Origin of the sequence: Lysobacter koreensis (assembly GCF_042677045.1) — a bacterium.
Classification (GTDB): Bacteria; Pseudomonadota; Gammaproteobacteria; order Xanthomonadales; family Xanthomonadaceae; genus Lysobacter_K; species Lysobacter_K koreensis.
Genome location: NZ_JBHTIH010000002.1, coordinates 1 through 17,475, shown reverse-complemented (window position 1 = coordinate 17,475; position 17,475 = coordinate 1). Strand labels below are relative to the sequence as shown.

General features: G+C 69.7%; 17 protein-coding genes. 6 read left to right on the top strand and 11 right to left on the bottom strand.

The window, feature by feature from the left end; translation table 11 throughout:
• Window positions 1-14 precede the first annotated feature (14 nt).
• Both ACFQZQ_RS00330 and ACFQZQ_RS00325 read left to right on the top strand, forming a co-directional pair.
• Window positions 15-284, top strand: a complete 270-nt coding sequence (locus ACFQZQ_RS00330) for an exodeoxyribonuclease VII small subunit (protein WP_386810702.1) — start codon at window positions 15-17, stop codon at window positions 282-284.
• A complete protein-coding gene (locus ACFQZQ_RS00325; RefSeq protein ID WP_386810701.1) occupies window positions 277-1,158 on the top strand; it encodes a farnesyl diphosphate synthase in 882 nt (293 codons plus the stop codon). Before ACFQZQ_RS00330 ends, ACFQZQ_RS00325 begins: the two co-directional genes overlap by 8 nt.
• A gap of 48 nt (window positions 1,159-1,206) precedes the next feature.
• Here ACFQZQ_RS00325 and ACFQZQ_RS00320 read toward each other — a convergent pair whose 3' ends face one another.
• The gene (locus ACFQZQ_RS00320; protein WP_386810700.1) at window positions 1,207-1,668 is read right to left on the bottom strand and encodes a DUF4870 domain-containing protein; all 462 of its coding nucleotides are present in this window, start codon (window positions 1,666-1,668) and stop codon (window positions 1,207-1,209) included.
• Between the two features lie 104 nt (window positions 1,669-1,772).
• The gene (pmbA, locus tag ACFQZQ_RS00315; protein WP_386811616.1) at window positions 1,773-3,134 is read right to left on the bottom strand and encodes a metalloprotease PmbA; all 1,362 of its coding nucleotides are present in this window, start codon (window positions 3,132-3,134) and stop codon (window positions 1,773-1,775) included.
• Between the two features lie 167 nt (window positions 3,135-3,301).
• Between pmbA and yjgA the strand changes: the two genes are divergently transcribed.
• A complete protein-coding gene (gene yjgA / locus ACFQZQ_RS00310; protein WP_386810699.1) occupies window positions 3,302-3,865 on the top strand; it encodes a ribosome biogenesis factor YjgA in 564 nt (187 codons plus the stop codon).
• Between the two features lie 128 nt (window positions 3,866-3,993).
• Here yjgA and tldD read toward each other — a convergent pair whose 3' ends face one another.
• The 4 genes from tldD to ACFQZQ_RS00290 form a co-directional block, all read right to left on the bottom strand.
• On the bottom strand, window positions 3,994-5,436 hold the full coding sequence (gene tldD, locus ACFQZQ_RS00305; protein ID WP_386810698.1) for a metalloprotease TldD: 1,443 nt from the start codon (window positions 5,434-5,436) through the stop codon (window positions 3,994-3,996).
• A gap of 191 nt (window positions 5,437-5,627) precedes the next feature.
• Window positions 5,628-9,533, bottom strand: coding sequence for a YhdP family protein (locus tag ACFQZQ_RS00300; RefSeq protein WP_386810697.1), 3,906 nt, complete (start codon window positions 9,531-9,533; stop codon window positions 5,628-5,630).
• Between the two features lie 190 nt (window positions 9,534-9,723).
• Window positions 9,724-11,226 carry a ribonuclease G gene (gene rng, locus ACFQZQ_RS00295; protein ID WP_386810696.1) on the bottom strand — a complete coding sequence of 501 codons (1,503 nt, stop codon included), beginning with the start codon at window positions 11,224-11,226 and terminating at the stop codon, window positions 9,724-9,726.
• Between the two features lie 187 nt (window positions 11,227-11,413).
• Entirely contained in the window at window positions 11,414-11,998 is a 585-nt protein-coding gene (locus ACFQZQ_RS00290; protein ID WP_386810695.1) for a Maf family protein, read from the bottom strand.
• A gap of 356 nt (window positions 11,999-12,354) precedes the next feature.
• On the opposite strand from ACFQZQ_RS00290, the gene ACFQZQ_RS00285 reads away from it, so the two are divergent.
• The 3 genes from ACFQZQ_RS00285 (at window position 12,355) to ACFQZQ_RS00275 (ending at window position 14,411) form a co-directional block, all read left to right on the top strand.
• Window positions 12,355-13,113 carry an SIMPL domain-containing protein gene (locus ACFQZQ_RS00285; RefSeq protein WP_386810694.1) on the top strand — a complete coding sequence of 253 codons (759 nt, stop codon included), beginning with the start codon at window positions 12,355-12,357 and terminating at the stop codon, window positions 13,111-13,113.
• A gap of 5 nt (window positions 13,114-13,118) precedes the next feature.
• Window positions 13,119-13,304, top strand: a complete 186-nt coding sequence (locus tag ACFQZQ_RS00280; RefSeq protein ID WP_386810693.1) for a hypothetical protein — start codon at window positions 13,119-13,121, stop codon at window positions 13,302-13,304.
• A gap of 330 nt (window positions 13,305-13,634) precedes the next feature.
• Window positions 13,635-14,411 carry a flagellar brake protein gene (locus ACFQZQ_RS00275; RefSeq protein WP_386810692.1) on the top strand — a complete coding sequence of 259 codons (777 nt, stop codon included), beginning with the start codon at window positions 13,635-13,637 and terminating at the stop codon, window positions 14,409-14,411.
• 120 nt (window positions 14,412-14,531) lie between these two features.
• Here the strand turns inward: ACFQZQ_RS00275 and ACFQZQ_RS00270 are convergent, their stop codons facing one another.
• The 5 genes from ACFQZQ_RS00270 to ACFQZQ_RS00250 form a co-directional block, all read right to left on the bottom strand.
• Entirely contained in the window at window positions 14,532-14,939 is a 408-nt protein-coding gene (locus tag ACFQZQ_RS00270) for a DUF1801 domain-containing protein (protein ID WP_386810691.1), read from the bottom strand.
• Window positions 14,940-15,025: 86 nt separating this feature from the next.
• Window positions 15,026-15,526: a GNAT family N-acetyltransferase gene (locus ACFQZQ_RS00265; protein ID WP_386810690.1), complete on the bottom strand. Its 501-nt coding sequence runs from the start codon at window positions 15,524-15,526 to the stop codon at window positions 15,026-15,028.
• A 70-nt stretch (window positions 15,527-15,596) separates the two neighbouring features.
• Complete coding sequence (locus ACFQZQ_RS00260) at window positions 15,597-16,256, bottom strand: SAM-dependent methyltransferase (protein ID WP_386810689.1); 660 nt, start codon at window positions 16,254-16,256, stop codon at window positions 15,597-15,599.
• Window positions 16,257-16,371: 115 nt separating this feature from the next.
• Window positions 16,372-16,869 (bottom strand): TspO/MBR family protein, encoded by a 498-nt coding sequence (locus tag ACFQZQ_RS00255; protein ID WP_386810688.1) that lies wholly within the window; start codon window positions 16,867-16,869, stop codon window positions 16,372-16,374.
• Window positions 16,866-17,312: a DUF6713 family protein gene (locus ACFQZQ_RS00250; protein ID WP_386810687.1), complete on the bottom strand. Its 447-nt coding sequence runs from the start codon at window positions 17,310-17,312 to the stop codon at window positions 16,866-16,868. Before ACFQZQ_RS00250 ends, ACFQZQ_RS00255 begins: the two co-directional genes overlap by 4 nt.
• Window positions 17,313-17,475 lie beyond the last annotated feature (163 nt).

The window sequence follows — 17,475 nt, the reverse complement described above, 5'->3', positions numbered from 1 at the left end:
CCCACACTTCGCCCATGGCCCGCAAACCCGCTACCGATGCCTCGCCCGTCGCCGACTTCGAGCAATCGCTCGACGCGCTCGAACAACTGGTCGAGAAGATGGAACACGGCGAGATGAGCTTGGAAGACTCGCTGGCCGCGTACGAACGCGGCGTCGGCCTCTATCGCCGCTGCCAGACCGCGCTGGAGCAGGCCGAGCTGCGCGTGCGCCTGCTCAGCGACCCGCAGGACCCGGCCAGCGGCGAGCCGTTCCTGCCGCACGCAGCGTCGACGCCCGATGCCTGACCCGCGTTTTGAGGTGTGGCGCGCGCGCGCCGATGCCGCGCTCGCCGCGGCGCTGCCCGACCCCGATGCCTCCCCGCAACGCCTGCACGCGGCGATGCGGCATGCGGTCTTGCTCGGTGGCAAGCGCATGCGGCCGTTGCTGGTGTACGCGAGCGGCGCGGTCTTCGAGACCGACGACGCCGTGCTCGACGCCCCCGCGACCGCGATCGAGCTGATCCACGCCTACTCGCTGGTGCACGACGACCTGCCGGCGATGGACGACGACGCCCTGCGCCGTGGCCAGCCGACCGTGCACGTCGCGTTCGACGAGGCCACCGCGATCCTCGCCGGCGACGCGCTGCAGTCGCTCGCGTTCCAGGTGCTCGCCGGCACGCGGGTCCCCGACGGCGCGCGCGTGGCCCTGCTGCGCACCCTCGCCTTGGCTTCGGGCGCAGGCGGCATGTGCGGCGGCCAGGCGCTGGACCTGGCGGCGACCGGCAACGGCGCCACCGTGTCCATCGACGAGCTCGAACGCCTGCACATGATGAAGACCGGCGTGCTGATCCGCGCGGCGGTGCGCATGGGCGGGCTCAGCGGTGCGGCCGATTCGGCGGCGATGAAATCGCTGGACCGCTACGCCAGCGCCTTGGGCCTGGCCTTCCAGATCCGCGACGACATCCTCGATATCGAAGGCGACAGCAGCACCCTCGGCAAGACCGCCGGCAAGGACGTGGCGCAGGCCAAGGCCACGTTCCCGGCGCTGATCGGGATGGACGCGTCGCGGGCGCGATTGCACGAACTCAGCGAGGCGATGAATGACGCGCTCGCGCCGGTCGGCGAACGCGCCGATGCGCTGCGTGCGCTGGGTCGCCTGGCGGTCGAGCGCGACCGCTGAGCCGGCACCGCAGGCCGCCGGTCGCGGCCTGCGGTTGGCCAGATGCGGCTACTTCAGCAGCCGGATCGTCAACGGATAGCGGTACATCTCGCCGTTGTAGGCCTTGAAGATCGCGATCACGCTGCACACCAGCCACATGATCCCGATCGCGGCCACCGCCAGCATCAGCACGATGCCGACCGGTCCGGTGAAGATGATGCCGACGCCGAGCGTGAGCACCGTCGCGCCGATCAGCAGGAACGCCAGCACCACCGCGGCGCACGCGTACAGGAACATGCTGAGGTTGAAGTTGACCGCTTCCTTGGCATGCGCGGCGGCGAACGGCGAATCGTCGCGCTTGAGCATCCACACCACCAGTGCGCCCAGCGCGCCGGCGATGCCGGCCACCCAACTGGTCAGCAGCGCCAGCGTGAATGCCAGCAGGTGCGCGCCGGCCGCCCACAGGCGGTCGCTGTCGTTGGCACTGGTGGCTGAGGTGGAAGTCGAGGTGGCGGTTTGCATCGGGTCCATGGTCGGCTCCTCCCGGAAAACGTTCCGGCTCGGGTTCCACAATGAGGCCGTGCGCGCGCCGCACAAGCCAACTTAAGGCATAGGTGCGGCCGGGCTGCGTGCGGTCATTCGCCGGCGACGGTCATTTTCCCGACCAGGATCGAGCCGGTGCGCACGTGCGAGCGCGGGTCGACGTCGCTGCCGACCGCCTCGATCGCGGCGAACATCTGCTTGAGGTTGCCGGCGATGGTGATGCCGTCGACCGGGTACTGGATCTGCCCGTTTTCGACCCAGAACCCGGCCGCGCCGCGCGAGTAGTCGCCGGTGATGGTGTTGACGCCCTGCCCCATCAGCTCGGTGACCAGCAGGCCCCGGCCCATGCCGCGCACCATCGCCTCGAAGTCGCCGGAATTGGCCTGCACCTGCAGGTTGTGCACGCCGCCGGCGTTTCCGGTGGTGCGCAGGCCGAGCTTGCGTGCCGAGTAGCTGCCCAGCACGTAGCGCTGCAGCACGCCGTCCTTGACCAGCGGCGACTCGTGGGTGGCGACGCCCTCGGCATCGAACGCGCTGGAGCGGAAGCCGCGGGCCATGAACGGCAGCTCGTCGATCGCGAACCATTCCGGAAACAGCTGGGTACCGGCGCTGTCGAGCAGGAAGCTCGCGCGGCGATACAACGCGCCACCGGAGACCGCGCCGATCAGGTGCCCGATCAGCGAGCGCGCCGATTCGGCCGCGTACAGCACCGGGTAGTCGCCGGTGGGGATCTGGCGCGGATCCAGCCGCGACACCGCGCGTTCGGCGGCCTTGCGGCCGATCGTCGCCGCCGACTGCAGGTCGTCGGCAGACAGGCCGATGCTGTACCAGCCGTCGCGCTGCATCGCGTCGCCGCTGCCGGCGATCAGTGCGCAGCCCAGCGAATGCTGGGTGCTGCGCTCGCGGCCGACGAAGCCATGCGAATTGGCGTAGACGCCGATGCTCTCGCCGCTGCCGACCGAGGCGCCGTCGGAGTTCTCGACGCGGCGGTCGAACTCGCGCCCGGCCGCTTCGCACGCGGTCGCCAGGTCGATCGCGTGGTCGGCCTCGATCGCCCACGGGTGCCAGCTGTCGAACTCGCGCAGGTCGCTGGCCATCAGCTCCGCATCGGCCAGGCCGGCGGCGCTGTCGTGCTCGGTGTAGCGCGCGATCGCGCAGGCCTGCGCCACGGTCGCGTCGAGGCTGTCCTCGCGCAGGTCGGCGGTGCTGGCGCTGCCCTTGCGCTGGCCGAAGTAGACGGTGACGGCGATGCCGCGGTCGCGGGTCGACTCGACCGTCTCGACCTCGCCCATGCGCACGTTGACGTTGAGTCCCGACTCCTCCGAACACGAGACCTCGGCTTGGCTCGCGCCACTGGCGTGGCAGCGCTCGAGCAGGCGCTGGGACAACTCGGCCAGCGCGTCCAGGCGCGCGTGGCTGTCGCCCAGCGAGGTGGCGTGGGTGAGCGTGGCCATAGGGCCGGTGCTGACCGGGCCGGCGGCATGGGGGGTCTTCGCGTTCAATGACTTATCCTTGCAAGGTGCCGTCCCGGGACCGGAAGCCGCGGGACCTGATTATTTCCCCGGCGCGCGCGAGGCAGAGCCCCCGCCGCGCCCGGAATGCCAGTCTGGAAGAGTTGACGATGCGTGGTGTAGACGAAGAAACGGGCGAGTACCGGGGCGACAGCCGCAGCCAGAACCGGCGCGACGCACTGGAGGTGCTGGCGCTGTGCGAACGCCTGGTCGCGCTGACCCCGGCGCAGCTGGCCAAGCTGCCGGTGCCCGAGTCGCTGCTGCCGCATATCGCCGAGACCAAGCGCATCACCTCGCACATCGCCCACAAGCGGCAGCTGGCGTTCCTGGCCAAGCAGACGCGGCGCGAGGATGACGAGACCCTCGACGCGATCCGCGACGCGCTCGATGTAGGCGGTGAGGCTTCGCGGCGCGAAATCGCCGCGATGCACCGGGTCGAGGCCTGGCGCGAACGCCTGCTGGTCGACGGCGACGCCGCGCTGGCCGAGTTCCTCGACGCGTTCCCGTCGGCCGACCGCCAGCTGCTGCGGCAGCTGGTGCGCAACACGCTGGAGGAACGCAAGCGCAACAAGCCGCCGCGCGCGTTCCGCGAGCTGTTTCGCGAGTTGCGGGAGTTGGTGCTGGGCGGCGGCGCGGTCGGCGACGACGCTGAAGAAGGCGACGAGCCGCTTTAGCCCCTCTCCCCTCGGGAGAGGGGTTGGGGTGAGGGGCCGCCGCGAGCGTATAGCTCCACCGTACATCGGCCCCTCATCCGCCCTTCGGGCACCTTCTCCCGAGGGGAGAAGGAAAGAGAACCGCAACATCACGCCTGCGTGCCGCCCACCGTCAGCCCCTCGATCAGCAGCGACGGCTGGCCGACGCCGACCGGCACGCTCTGACCGTCCTTGCCGCACACGCCCACGCCCTCGTCCAGCGCAAGGTCGTTGCCGATCATGCGCACCTTCTGCATCGTTTCCGGGCCGTTGCCGATCAGGGTCGCGCCCTTGACCGGCGCGGTGACCTTGCCGTCCTCGATCAGGTAGGCCTCGGTCGCCGAGAACACGTACTTGCCCGAGGTGATGTCGACCTGACCGCCGCCGAAGTTCACTGCGTACAGGCCCTTCTTGATCGAGCGGATCATCTCGGCCGGATCGTGGGTGCCGGCCAGCATGTAGGTGTTGGTCATGCGCGGCATCGGCAGGTGCGCGAACGATTCGCGGCGGCCATTGCCGGTTGGCGCCATGCCCATCAGGCGGGCGTTGAGCGTGTCCTGCATGTAGCCGACCAGCACGCCGTCCTCGATCAGCGTGGTGCACTGGGTCGGGGTGCCTTCGTCGTCGACGTTGAGCGAGCCGCGGCGTCCGGCCAGCGTGCCGTCGTCGACGATGGTCACGCCCGGGGAGGCAACGCGCTGGCCGATGCGGCCGGCGTAGGTGCTGGTGCCCTTGCGGTTGAAATCGCCTTCCAGGCCGTGGCCGACCGCCTCGTGCAGCAGCACGCCGGGCCAGCCGCTGCCGAGCACCACCGGCATCACCCCGGCCGGCGCATCGACCGCCTCCAGGTTCACCAGCGCCTGGCGCAGCGCGTCGCGCGCCCAGGCCTCCGGCTTGCCGCCATCGAACAACTCCACGTAGCTGTAGCGCCCGCCGCCGCCGGCGTAGCCGCTCTCGCGGCGGCCGTTCTGTTCGACGATCACCTGCACGTTGAAGCGCACCAGCGGCCGCACGTCGGCGGCCAGCACGCCGTCGCTGCGCGCGACCAGCACCGTGTCGACGCCGCCGGCCAGGCTCACCACCACCTGCTGCACGCGCGGGTCGGCGGCGCGCAGCAGCTTGTCGACCCGGCGCAGCGCCTCGACCTTGTCCTCGTTGCCGAGCGAATCGATCGGGTCCTGCGCCGGATACAGGGATCGGCCGCCGCCGCGCACCAGCGATTGCGTCGCCTGGGTCGAGCCGTCGCGGGCGATCGCGCGTGCCGACTTCGACGCGGCAATCAGCGCCTCGGCGTTGATCTCGTCGGAATAAGCGAAGCCGGTCTTCTCGCCGCTGATCGCACGCACGCCGACGCCCTGCTCGATCGAATGCGAGCCGTCCTTGACGATGCCGTCCTCGACCGTCCAGCTCTCGCGGCGCGCGTGCTGGAAATACAGGTCGCCGAAATCGATGCCCGGCCCGAGCAGCGTGCCGAAGGTGCGCTCCAGGCCACTGGCGTCGAGCCCGGCGGGCAGCAGCAGGCGGGTTTCGGCGAGTTGGATGGGCAAGGTCATGGAGTGGTCCGGGAATTGGGGTCGTTGCGTAGGGCGGGTTTCAACCCGCCGGCTTCTATTCTGCTTGTCCCGATGCCGGGTGACGGCAACGCGCAGCGGTGGCTATCCGAACCGCCAACGCAAAAGGCGGGTTGAAACCCGCCCTACCGGGAACGGGTGGCCAGCACGAGATGGTGGCACAGCCGGATGAATCAACCGGCCGGCACGGGTGGCACCGCCGAGACCCGGCTCTGCGCGCGCGAGATCACCTCGACCTTGGGCTCCTTCCACGGCCCGGTGACGCGGTAGGTCTTGGCGCCCAACTGGCCCAGCGGCTTCTGCAGCACCGCGTTCGCGGCCGCGCCGATCGCCGCGCCGACCGGGCCGCCGGCGATCGCGCCGGCCACGGTCAGCAGGTTGCCGGACTTGGGGCGCACCTCGATGGTCTGGTCGAAGCTTTGCGCGCGCAGGTTGGCGGTACCGCGGATGTCGATCGCCGCGGCCGGGCCGTCGATCGCCAGCTTGTCGCTGCGCGCGCTGCCGCCGGCGAAACGCACGGTGCCACCGATGGTGTTGAACGCGAAACCCTTGGAAAAGAAGTCGCGGAAATCCAGGGTCAGCCGCCGCGGCAACTCGGCCAGGCTGAGCAGCCCGAGCACGCGCCCGGCACCGGGCTCGACCTCGAGCAGGCGGCCGTCGCGCGCATCCAGCACCAAACTGCCGTCGAGCGCATCGAGCCGAAACTCGGCCGGACTGCCGGGCCAGCCGGCATCGAAACGCGCGGTGCCGCTGCCGCCGCCCAGGCGCCCGCCGAAACCGAAGCCGGCCAGCAGCGCGCCGAAGTCGTCGCTGCCGATGCGCACGTCGAACCGGCTGCGCGCCGCCACGCCACGCCCGGTCCAGTCGCCGCTCAGGTCGATGCGCTGCTTGTCGGCGCGCGCCAGGAACTGTTCGATGCGCATGCCGGCCGCGCTCGACCGGGTACGCAGCTTGGCCGTGCCCAGGCGCGCATCGGCGACACGCAGGTCGTCGATGTCGAGCGCCAGTGGCGGAATCCGCGCGGGATCGAAACCGGCATCCATCGACGCCCGCGACCGCGATGCCGTCGCGGTGCCGCTGGCACGCGCCGCGGCGGAGCTGGCGCCGCTGCCGGCGTTGGCCGCGGCCGCCGAACGCCAGTGCACGCGCGCGAATCGTCCGGCGACGGTGGCGCCGTCCCCGGCCGGGCCGTTACCTGGCGAAACCAACAACGCGCCGTCCAGCGCCGCGCCCTCGGCGCGCACCGCGGTCGCGCCGCTGGCGGCTGGCACGACCACGACCCGGGTATCGGGGAACGCGCCGCCGAGCAGCAGCAGCCGCTGCGCATTGACGTCGATGCGTTGCAGCGGCAGGCCCGCGCCGCCTTCGCCGCCGCGCGCGAGCGCGATCCAGTCGATCGCATCCAACGCGCCGGCATTGCCGGTCGCGACCAGGCCCGAGGCCGGCGGTGCGTCGTCGACGCGCGCCGCGCCCAGCACCACGCGCACGCCGGTCTGGCCGTTGCCGCTGCGCGCGCGCAGCGCCATCAGGTTGCCCAGGCCGACGCGGATGTCGCCGCTGCCCAGCGGCAGCGGCGTCTCGACGCTGGTCGCGAGCGCGGCCGCGGCCGGCTTGCGCAGCGGCGCGGGAAGGTCGAGCGCGGTGCCGACCAGGTTCGAACGCAACTGCAGCAGGGTCGGAGCCGCGCGCCCTGCGGCGGACTTCGGGATCGCGATGCCGACCGTCCAAGTCGAGCGTCCGTCGAGGTGCGGCTTCAACCACGCCAACTCCTTCGGGCCGCGGTCGATCAACTCGTCGGCACCGAGGCTGGCGTCGAGCCCGGCCTCGAACACGTTGCGCGGCTCACGCACGTAGCCATCGCCGGCGCGCAATGCGAGCCGGCCGGGCTGGCCTTCGTGGCGCACGCGCAGCTCGTCGGCGCGGAAGCCGCTGCGCGAGTATTGCGCGCCGCCGTTGACCTGGTCGAACGCGAGTTTCCAGCGCGCGTCGGCGAGCCTGGCGTCGCGCAGCGCGACCGTGCCGCCGAGCGCGAGCTTGCTGCCGCGCGCGAGCGGCAGCTTGAGGTCGAAGGTGGCGTCCGCCGCGCCACTCACGGTGAGGTTCGCGAACGTGTCGCGGTGCTGCTTCTCCAGTGGGCTGCGGCGCAGCACGTCGAGCAGCTGTCTGGCATCGCCACCGCCGCGCGCCGTCACCACCAGCGCGCCGTCCTTGTAGTGGTCGATGCCGGCATGCAGTTGCGCGATGTCGACCTGGCCCAGCCGCCCCGTGCCATCGACGGTGAAGCCGTCGGCGATGAAGCGGGCGTCGGCCTCGACACCTTCGACCGCGGGCCAGTCGGGCTGGAACTTCACCGTGCCCTGGCCGATGTGCGCGCTCGCCTCGAAGCGGCCGTTGCGGTCGCGGAACGGCCAGTGGTCGAGGTCGCCGGAAATGATCGCGTGGCCGTCGCGCACGGTGCCGGCGACCAGCGCGGTGTCGAGCCATTGCACGAGCGCCGGTGACATCAGGTGGCGCACCCAGAAGCCTTTCGCGACCGGCACGCTGGCGTGGTCGATGTCGGCGGCGATATCGATCCACGGCCGCGTGCCGTCGCCTTGCCACCACAGCCCGCCGCGCGCGTTGACGCCGAAGCCGTCGCCGGCCACGCGCAACGCCGGCGTGCCGATGCGCCAGCCGCCGCCCTCGCGCCAGCCGCTGACCAAGCCGTCGAGCTTGACCGTGCGCACCACGCCGAACCCGTGCGGCCAATCGAACGCGGTCGCCGCGCCGGGATCGAGCTGAAGGGAAAACCCGTCGGCGTCGCCGTCGAGCTGCCCACCCAGGCCACACACGCCCGGCGCGGTGCCGACCGCGCCGAAACCCAAGCCGCTGATGCGCGCGCGCGCGTGCAGCGCGCCATCGCGCCGGCCGGTGACTTCGATCTGCTGCAGCGATGCCTGCGGCCGCGCGGCCTGCAGCCAGCTGCGCAACGCCGGCGACAGCCGGTCGCTGAGCGCGGCGAGCGCGAACAGCGGCGCGGCATCGACGCGCTGCGCGAGCAATGCGTAGCGCTCGCCGCCGGCCAGGACCAGGCCATCGAGGGTCTGCCGCTGTGCGCCGCTGCCGATCCGCAACTTCGGCGCGTCGAAACGCCAGCCCGGCACGCCGGGTTTGCCCGCGCGCGCGGCCGCGTCCAGCCGCCAGCGCGCGCGCGACTCGACCCGCGCGAACCGCACGCGCTGCGACGACGCGTTGCCGGGCAGCGGCGCGCCGCGCAAGCCGACCTGGTCGAGCGCCGCATCCACGGTCACCTCGGCGATGCGGTGGCCGCGCAGTTCCGCCCAGGCCTCGGCACGGCCGTGTCCGGACTCGACGCCGATCCCGGCCAACCGCAGCAACGGCGACCACGCCGCCAGGTCGGCCTGGCGGGCGCCGGCGTAGGCGCGTCCGTCGCCGCGCTTGCGGTCGAAATCCAGCACCGCATCGAGCGGCTTGGCCTGCACCCGCGGCCACGCGCGCACGCCGGCGCGAACGCGGTCACCGTCCACGCGCAGGCGCAGGTCGATCTTCGGCAGCGTGGTGTCGATGCCCAGCGCCGGCGCATGGATCGCCAGCTTGCCGCCGATCACCTGCAGTTCGCCCAGCCCTTCCAGCGCTGCGAACGGATCGCCGCCGGGCGTCTGCTGGCCCGGCAGGCCGCGCACCTGCCAGCGGCCGTCGGCGGCACGTTCCAGGGTCAGGTCGAGCCCGCGCAGGCGCAGCTCGGAAAACGCCTTGCCCGGCAGCAACCCGGCGTAGACCGACACCAACATCTCGGTGTCGCCGATCGTGAACGCCTGTGTGCCGGCGCCGATGCGCAGGTTGTCCAGCTGCAGCAACGGCCCGCGCCGTGTCCATTGTGTCTGCACGCGGTCGAACGCCACCTGCCGCCCCGCACGCTGGCTCAACCACGCCGCGACGCGGTCGGGGTGGCTCTCGGCCAGCGGCAGCACCTGGCTGACCGTGCCCAGCAGCAGCGCGACCAGCACCAGCGCCAACGCGAGCGCGTAGCCGAAGCCACGTCGGGCGAAGCGGAGGCGGCGGCGCAGCGGGGTGGGCATGGGCTCTTACCCCCTCCCTTGCGCATGGCGCAGGGGAGGGTTGGGGAGGGGTGACGAGGGCCGAAGGCGCGAGTGCTCTTGCTGTTGTTTCTTCCTCATGGCCAGACGCAAAGACAGAAGCAAAAGCACCCCTCCCCAACCCTCCCCTGCGCTTCGCGCAATGGAGGGGGCACTTACGCGGCCAACCACCTCAAAGCAGCACGACATCGAACTGCTCCTGGGCGTACTGATCATCCGGCTGGAAGCGGATCGACTTGCCGAGAAACTCCTCCAGCTCCGCCACCGCCGCCGACTCGTCCTCGGTGATGCGCGCCACCACCTTGGGCGAGGCGATCACCAACAGCCGCGCGGCATCGAACTGCCGCACCTGGCGGACGATCTCGCGGAAGATCTCGTAGGTCACCGTTTCCGGCGTCTTCAAGGTGCCGCGGCCGCCGCATTCGTGGCACGGCTCGCTGAGCTGGCGCTCCAGGCTTTCGGTGGTGCGCTTGCGCGTCATCTCGACCAGACCCAGCGGCGAGAAGTCGTAGACCGTGGTCTTGGCGTGGTCCTTGGCCAGCGACTTCTCCAGCGTGCGCAGCACCTGGCGCTTGTGCTCGGCATCGGTCATGTCGATGAAGTCGATGATGATGATGCCGCCCAGGTTGCGCAGCCGCAGCTGGCGCGCGACCGACTGCGCGGCTTCGAGGTTGGTGCGGTACACCGTCTCCTCAAGGTTGCGCTGGCCGATGAACGAACCGGTGTTGACGTCGACCGTGGTCATCGCCTCGGTCTGGTCGATCACCAGGTAGCCGCCGGACTTCAGCGGCACCTGCTTGTCGAGCGCGCGCTGGATCTCGTCCTCGACCCCGTACAGGTCGAAGATCGGGCGCGCACCGGAATAGTGTTCGATCTTGTCGGCCAACCCAGGCATGTACTGCGCGGCAAAGGTCTTCAGGCGCTCGCAGGTCTCGCGCGAATCGACCTTGACCTTTTCGACGTCGCGGCGGATCAGGTCGCGCACCGCGCGCAACGGCAAGGTCAGGTCTTCGTAGACGCGCTCGCCGACCCGCGCCGACTTGGATTTCTCCTCGATCAGGCTCCACGCGCGGCTCAGGTAGGCGACGTCCTCGGCCAGCGCTTCCTCCGGCTGGCCCTCGGCATTGGTGCGCACGATGTAGCCGTGCAGCGCGCCGGCCGGCGCCTGCGCGGCGACGTGGGTCTTCAGGCGCGCGCGCTCGGCCTCGTCCTCGATCCGCGCCGACACCCCGACCACGCGCGTGCGCGGCAGCAGCACCAGGTAGCGCGACGGGATGGAGACCTGCATCGTCAACCGCGCGCCCTTGCTGCCGATCGGGTCCTTGACCACCTGAACGATGATGTCCTGGCCTTCGCGCAGCAGTTCGGCGATCGGCCGGGTCGGCGTCGGCGGCAACACCACCGGCGCTTCTTCGCCGTCGCCGCCGCTGCCTTCGGAAATCGGCGCCGGCTTGATGATGTCGGCCGCGTGCAGGAACGCCGCGCGGTCCAGGCCGATCTCGACGAACGCCGCCTGCATCCCCGGCATCACCCGCAGCACGCGGCCCTTGTAGATGTTGCCAACCACGCCCCGGCGCCAGCCGCGTTCGATGTGCAGCTCCTGCAGCATGCCGTTCTCGACCACCGCCACGCGGGTCTCGCGCGGGGTGACGTTGACCAGGATTTCCTCGGTCATACCGACACCGCAATGCGCATGCATCCAGGGCTGGCGGCGAGCTCGATCGCAAGCGCCTCCCGCGCGGCACCAACGCCCCCTCTCCCGCTTGCCCCCCAAGGGGACTTCCTTCGGGGCGCGGGAGAGGGCTGGGGTGAGGGCACGCGCAACACGCGTGCGTCAGCAGTGCCGATGTCGCGCGCGCCGATCACGCCAACACCCCGAACTGCCGCAGCAGCACCGCGGTCTCGTACAGCGGCAGGCCCATCACCCCGGAATAGCTGCCGTCCAGGCGCGCGATGAAGGTCTCGGCGTCGCCCTGGATCGCGTACGCGCCGGCCTTGCCGTCCCACTCGCCGGTGGCGAGGTAGGCGTCGATGCGCGCGTCGTCGAGCTCGGCGAACACCACCTTCGACACCGACACCGCCTGCGCCTCGCGGCCCGGCGACACCAGCGACACCGCGGTGATCACCTCATGGGTGCGCCCGGACAGCTTGCGCAGCATCGCGGCGGCATCGGCGGCGTCGCGCGGCTTGCCGAACACCTCGTCGTCGAGCACCACCTCGGTGTCCGAGCCCAGCACCACCGCCGACGGGTTGCCCATCACCTGCAGCAGGCCGGCACCGGCCTTCTCGCGCGCGACCCGGCGCACGTACTCCTCGGCCGGTTCGCCGGGCTGGCAGTGCTCGGGCAGGTCGAGGTCGAGCACGCCGAAGTCCAGGCGCGACGTGCCCGATGACAGCCGGCCGAGCAATTCGCGGCGACGGGGGGATTTCGAGGCGAGATAGAGCATCAGGGCCTGCTGGCAAGAAAAAAGGGCGCGCGCCGGAGCTGATGGCGTGCGAAGCAAGGAAAAAAACCAGCGAAAGAACCAGCGACACCACATCGATGCGCGCCGGCCGATGACACGTCCCGCGCGCCCGCGACGCCGGCCCTTCGGGCCTATTGCACGCCTGCCAACAGGTGCCCGGAAGCATAACCCGCACTGACTGAGCGCCAGCCGACACCTGGCGCGTAACCCCGACCAAGCTCACGGTTCGTTCACTACACCGGCAAGACCCTGCCTGCATCACCGGTTGGTTCCGATTGCCTGCCATCCATCGCCTGCCACTCAAGGAGTTCGACCCCATGCCCCGGATGTTGTCCCCGATGCCCCGCCCCGCATCCCCCTCCCTGCTGCGCCCGCTCGCGCTGGCCGCCGCCCTCGCCCTTGGAGTCATCGGCATGACCACCGCCTCTGCCCAGACCATCCAGAGCACGCCGGCCATCGCTGGCGTGGACGGCACCCTGCTGTCGGTATCGGCGATGGCCGAGGCCAAGCGCGTACCCGACATCGCCACGCTGTCGGCCGGCGTCGTCACCCAGGCCGCCGACGCCAACGCCGCGATGCGCGCCAACGCCGAGCAGATGGCCAAGGTGGTCGCCGCGATCAAGGCCGCCGGCATCGCCGAGCGCGACGTCCAGACCAGCGGCGTCAACCTCAACCCGCAGTACCGCTACGCCGAGAACCAGCCGCCGGTGATCACCGGCTACCAGGCCAGCAACAACGTCAACCTGACCGTGCGCGACATCAGCAAGCTCGGCAAGATCCTCGACGCGCTGGTCGCCACCGGCGCCAACCAGGTCAACGGCCCGAGCTTCGACGTCGACGACAAGGAATCGGCGTTCGACGAAGCGCGCCGCAGTGCGATCGAGAAGGCGCAGGCGCGCGCGCAGATGTACGCCAAGACCCTGGGCATGCGCGTGCGCCGCATCGTCAGCATCAGCGAAGGCGGCGGCTACGGCCCGCCGCGGCCGATGCCGATGATGGCGATGGCGATGGAGAAGGCGCAGGCCGACACCTCGATCTCGCCCGGCGAGAACACGCTGTCGGTGAACCTGGACGTGGTGTTCGAACTGGCGAGGTAACGACGATGAGCCGCGACAAGACCGCCCCGCCCGCCCCGGACCCCAAGCCCGGCCGCAACCCCGGCTACGCCGAACCCAACCCGCGCGACCGCGAGGACGCCGCCAAGCCCGACCCGAAGAAGCCGCCCAACCCCGACGCCGGCGGCATGCAGCGCGACCCGAACCCGGCGCCCGACCCGACCGACGGCTAGTGAGGTAGCCCGGGTAAGGCCGAAGGCCGCACCGCGCCGCGATATGCCTCGGTTGCGAAGATGACTAACGCGCCGCCGCGCGTCTGGAAGATCGAGTGCGGGCTGTTTGCTCTCGCCCCCCGTACAGCCCCCGGGTGCGCTTCGCGTACCCGGGCTACGCTGCTTGCGGTGTGATGCGGCACCCGGGCACGCCGCCTCGTAGGATGGGTTGAGCCAAAGGCGACACCCATCGGCCCCCGCCCCCGATCACCGATGGGTACTGCTGCGCTCAACCCCTCCTGCGAGGCGCTGCACCTTCAGATTCCGGGGTGGCGGCCGTTAGCAGACGTGATGACGACCTGCGCCTCCCGTGAACCGCCGCGCCTCCCCGAGGCCGACGGCCTCTACGACAAATGCCTGCTGCACGACGCCGCCGGCATCCGCGCGCTGCTGCAGCAGCTGATCGACGCCCGCTGCACCCTGATCGCCACCGGCGAGGCCGGCGCCGTGAGCATGGTCACTGCCCCGCTCTCGATCGAAGGCGCCACGCTGTGGATCGACGTGCCGCAAGACCACGCCGTGCTGCAGCGCCTGCTGCGCTGCCCGAAGCTCGCGTTCGAAGGCGTGCTGGACAAGGTCACGCTGCGCTTCAGCAGCGGTCCGCCGGCACTGGGCAGCCACGGCGGCCGGCAGGCACTGCACCTGCCCGTGCCCGAGCGCCTGCTGCACATGCAGCGGCGCGAACTGATGCGTCGCGAGCCGGTCACCGGCCCGCTCCACTGCCTCGTATACGGGCGCGACCCGGCCGACCCCAGGGCGCCGACCCACGCCACCATCCGCGACATCGGCGGCGGCGGGCTGGCCCTGTTGACCCCGGACGACGACCTGCCGCTGGCCCCCGGCGACCTGCTGCCCGGCTGCGAGCTCGAGTTGCCCGGGGTGGACCCGGTGGTGGTCACGCTGCGCGTGTGCCACGTCCGCCACATCACCCAGCGCGGCCGCGAGGTCCGCCAGGCCGGCTGCGCCTTCGTCGACCTGCCGGCCGCGGCGCAGACCCGGCTGTTCCGCTACCTGATGCAGCTCGATCGCGAGCAGCTCGCGCGCCGGCGCGAGCTGGAGCCTCTCTAGCTCTTGTAGGGCGGGTTTCAACCCGCCGCACACGATCGCCGCAGAACCGGCGGGTTGAAAACCCGCCCTACCGGCGCGTAGCGCTTACGCCACCAGCGGTTGGCCGGTTCGCGCACGAACTCAGGCCGCGCGTTCCGGCACATGCCGCACCCACTGGCGGAGAACGGCCCGAAGTGCGCTTGCGCGGGTGCGCACGTCGCCTGGCCCGGCAAAGTTGACGCAAGCCCGGTCCGGGCCGAGCCACACCAGCAATCCAGCCGGATCCTCGATCGCGTAGGGCGGAAGCTCGCGCTTCTTCGCCCCGAGGTGAAGGATGAGTTGCAGCGGCACTTTGCCAGGGAGGCGCATGGTGGCGAAGTGCTCACCCGTGCAGAAGCTCGGCGCGTTCCATTTCACCTCCTCGCCGATCCCTTCCGCCGCCGAGAGAATGACTTGCCGCAGGGCTTCGACATCCGCCTTGAACGGATGCTCCAGGCCTGCCAGGAACTGGTCGACGGAAGCGGCGGGGGTGGCTTTGCGATTGCCCATGACGTCTCCCATGCGATCTGACGCTCGGATCAAGCCGCGCAGCGCAACGGCGTCGGCCTGGACGAATAGCTAGCCTGCGCGGCGGCTCAGCATGTGAGCTGGTAGCACGCAAAGTCCCAGCCAGAGTGGCTGCGCTGGCCACACAGCGCATAACCGTGCCGCTCGTAGAAGCGCCGCAGTCCTGCGTTGATCGCAAGGACGTCGCACCTGACGGCAGCAGCACCCTGCGCCTCGGCGTAGTGACGAATCGCCGACAGGCACCAGGCGCCAATACCCCGGCCTTGTTGCGCAGGGTCCACCGCAAGACGATTCATGTACAACGCAGCCTTCTCGTCACCCGGCCAGAATCCTTGCGGGTAAGGCCGCACCGCGGCCAGGGCCAGCGAGTAAGTCGCCACCGGCTCGCCTTCCGACAACAGCAAAAAGACCGTGCGCGACTGGATCTCGGCAAGCACCTGATCCAGCGAAAACGGCGGGTTCCAGTTGTGGAAGCCACTCTCGGCCAGACCCGCTCCCGCAAGCGCAAGCAACCGGTGCACCGATGTGGCATCGGCTTCGGTGGCCTGGATGAGCTGGTACTCAGACATTGCGTGACCTGACCAACGCAGGCTCCGGAACTGGGCCGAGCCGAGGAGCGGCGTCGGCCTGGATGAACTGTCAGGCGCCGGATTGGCGCGCCTTGAGCGTGCCGCTCGCCAGAAACATCGAACCGAAGAAGAGCTCTTCGACGTTCAGATCGTCGACGCGCCCTGCGAGCAAAGCCCACGGCGCCGGGTCCGGGGTCGGCGTGGCCGGGGACAGCTTGCGGCACATGAGCAGGAAGAACGGATTCAGGAGCTTGCCGGCAAGCCCCTGGGAGAGCTTTGCGCCAAAAATCGCGACGCGAGCACGGTCCTTCAGGCAAGGCTCGATATGGGCCAAGGCCGACTCGGACGCGTACACATCCGCCGCAGCGAACATCAGCGCGCCGTCATAGCGTCCGGGCAGATCCACGCTTTCCGCAGCAGCCTCGATCACCTCGACATTCTTCCATCCGTTGCGCTCCACCCTGTGGCGGGCGTTGATGCAACTCTGCGGGCTGATGTCCACGCCGACCACCTTGCCAGTGGAGCCAACGGCCTTGACCAGGTACGGGAAGCTCCCTCCGCCACCGCAACCCAGGTCAAGCACGTGTCCGCCTGGCCTTAGCTGGAGCGCTTGCACGGCCTTCTCACGAACGCGCTTGATAAAGAAGAAATCGAAGTTGGGAAAAGGCCGAATGAGGCGACTCAAGTGCTTCGCATACGGAGGTTCACGGCGGTACGGGCTGTGGTTCATCTCCTCACCTTTCCGGGACCGGAGCACAGGAAGATCGAGCTACAACGCAGTGTTGCATCGAGCCGCGCCGCGAACTACCGGTTCGGCTTGGACGAATCCGTGGGCAACAGGGCTGCTAGCCCAGTATCTGCGGGTTGAGTTGCCACACCGAATAGTTGAGCGCGCAGGCAAAGCTGACCCACAGCAGGTACGGGATCAGCAGCGCACCGGCGAGTGGCCGGATGCGCCAGAACGCCACCAGGGTCGCAACGATCAGCACCCATAGCAGAACGATGTCGGCGAATGCCAGCGCGCCCCGATGCCAGCCAAAGAAGAGCCAGCTCCACAGCGCATTGACCGCGAGCTGCACGAGAAAAAGGCTCAGTGCGGTACGTGCAGCGCGAAACCCTCCGACGCGCCACACCAGCCACGCCGCGACGCCCATCAGGGCGTACAAAACTGTCCACACCGGGCCAAACACATCCGGTGGCGGTGCCCAGTCCGGGCGGACGAGCTGGGTATAGAACGAGCCGGCCTGCAGCGACGCCGCGCTGCCGATGGCCGCTGCAATGAAGCTGACCGACAGCCACGCAACAAGGCCAATAATCTGCTGCTTTCTGGAAAATTCAGTCACGTGTCACTCCCTGTGATGTTGGACGCTGAAGATAACGCGGAGCCGCCGGCGGTTGAGTTCATCCTCCCACCGAATTCCTGGCGAGCCCGAACCGTTAGTGCAACTTGCACGATGGATACCAGGAACGTTGCGACAATCAAGAACACCGAAAACGGCAGATGGAATTGGCTGAAGCCAGATAGTGCAAAGGCAGCATGGATGGGCAAAACCGACGCGCAGAGCAACGCGATGGCCAGCGAGCAGCGGAACCCGGAAGGTCGGCGCTGAATGACCGCCACAAAGCAGGAAAGCACGACCAGAAAAATGACGACATTGAGCGCGTTGAACAGCTGGATCCCGCCAAGCAGCCCAAACATCTCCCACTCCCGCCAAAACGCAGCATCTACCTGATGGGTCAGGACCAGCGCGAGGTTGAGGACGATGATGTGGTTGAGAGAGAGCACGCGGGATGATGCCTGGTGTGTGGCCTACGCCTGGATCAAGCCGCGCCGCGAAGCGATTGGGACTTCCTTCGATAAAGTGGACACCCGCTGGTTAGGCGCATTGGCGCTCGAATTCGACGGGCGACTGGTAACCCAGCGCCGAGTGTAGGCGCCGATGGTTATA

Bases quoted from the DNA above. Each gene is read 5' to 3' on its own strand.
- ACFQZQ_RS00275 (WP_386810692.1), top strand. From the start codon at position 13,635: ATGACGACCTGCGCCTCCCGTGAACCGCCGCGCCTCCCCGAGGCCGAC.
- ACFQZQ_RS00280 (WP_386810693.1), top strand. From the start codon at position 13,119: ATGAGCCGCGACAAGACCGCCCCGCCCGCCCCGGACCCCAAGCCCGGC.
- ACFQZQ_RS00260 (WP_386810689.1), bottom strand. From the start codon at position 16,256: ATGAACCACAGCCCGTACCGCCGTGAACCTCCGTATGCGAAGCACTTG.
- ACFQZQ_RS00320 (WP_386810700.1), bottom strand. From the start codon at position 1,668: ATGGACCCGATGCAAACCGCCACCTCGACTTCCACCTCAGCCACCAGT.
- yjgA (WP_386810699.1), top strand. From the start codon at position 3,302: ATGCGTGGTGTAGACGAAGAAACGGGCGAGTACCGGGGCGACAGCCGC.
- ACFQZQ_RS00270 (WP_386810691.1), bottom strand. From the start codon at position 14,939: ATGGGCAATCGCAAAGCCACCCCCGCCGCTTCCGTCGACCAGTTCCTG.
- ACFQZQ_RS00290 (WP_386810695.1), bottom strand. From the start codon at position 11,998: ATGCTCTATCTCGCCTCGAAATCCCCCCGTCGCCGCGAATTGCTCGGC.
- ACFQZQ_RS00300 (WP_386810697.1), bottom strand. From the start codon at position 9,533: ATGCCCACCCCGCTGCGCCGCCGCCTCCGCTTCGCCCGACGTGGCTTC.
- ACFQZQ_RS00285 (WP_386810694.1), top strand. From the start codon at position 12,355: ATGCCCCGCCCCGCATCCCCCTCCCTGCTGCGCCCGCTCGCGCTGGCC.
- ACFQZQ_RS00330 (WP_386810702.1), top strand. From the start codon at position 15: ATGGCCCGCAAACCCGCTACCGATGCCTCGCCCGTCGCCGACTTCGAG.
- rng (WP_386810696.1), bottom strand. From the start codon at position 11,226: ATGACCGAGGAAATCCTGGTCAACGTCACCCCGCGCGAGACCCGCGTG.
- tldD (WP_386810698.1), bottom strand. From the start codon at position 5,436: ATGACCTTGCCCATCCAACTCGCCGAAACCCGCCTGCTGCTGCCCGCC.
- pmbA (WP_386811616.1), bottom strand. From the start codon at position 3,134: ATGGCCACGCTCACCCACGCCACCTCGCTGGGCGACAGCCACGCGCGC.
- ACFQZQ_RS00265 (WP_386810690.1), bottom strand. From the start codon at position 15,526: ATGTCTGAGTACCAGCTCATCCAGGCCACCGAAGCCGATGCCACATCG.
- ACFQZQ_RS00325 (WP_386810701.1), top strand. From the start codon at position 277: ATGCCTGACCCGCGTTTTGAGGTGTGGCGCGCGCGCGCCGATGCCGCG.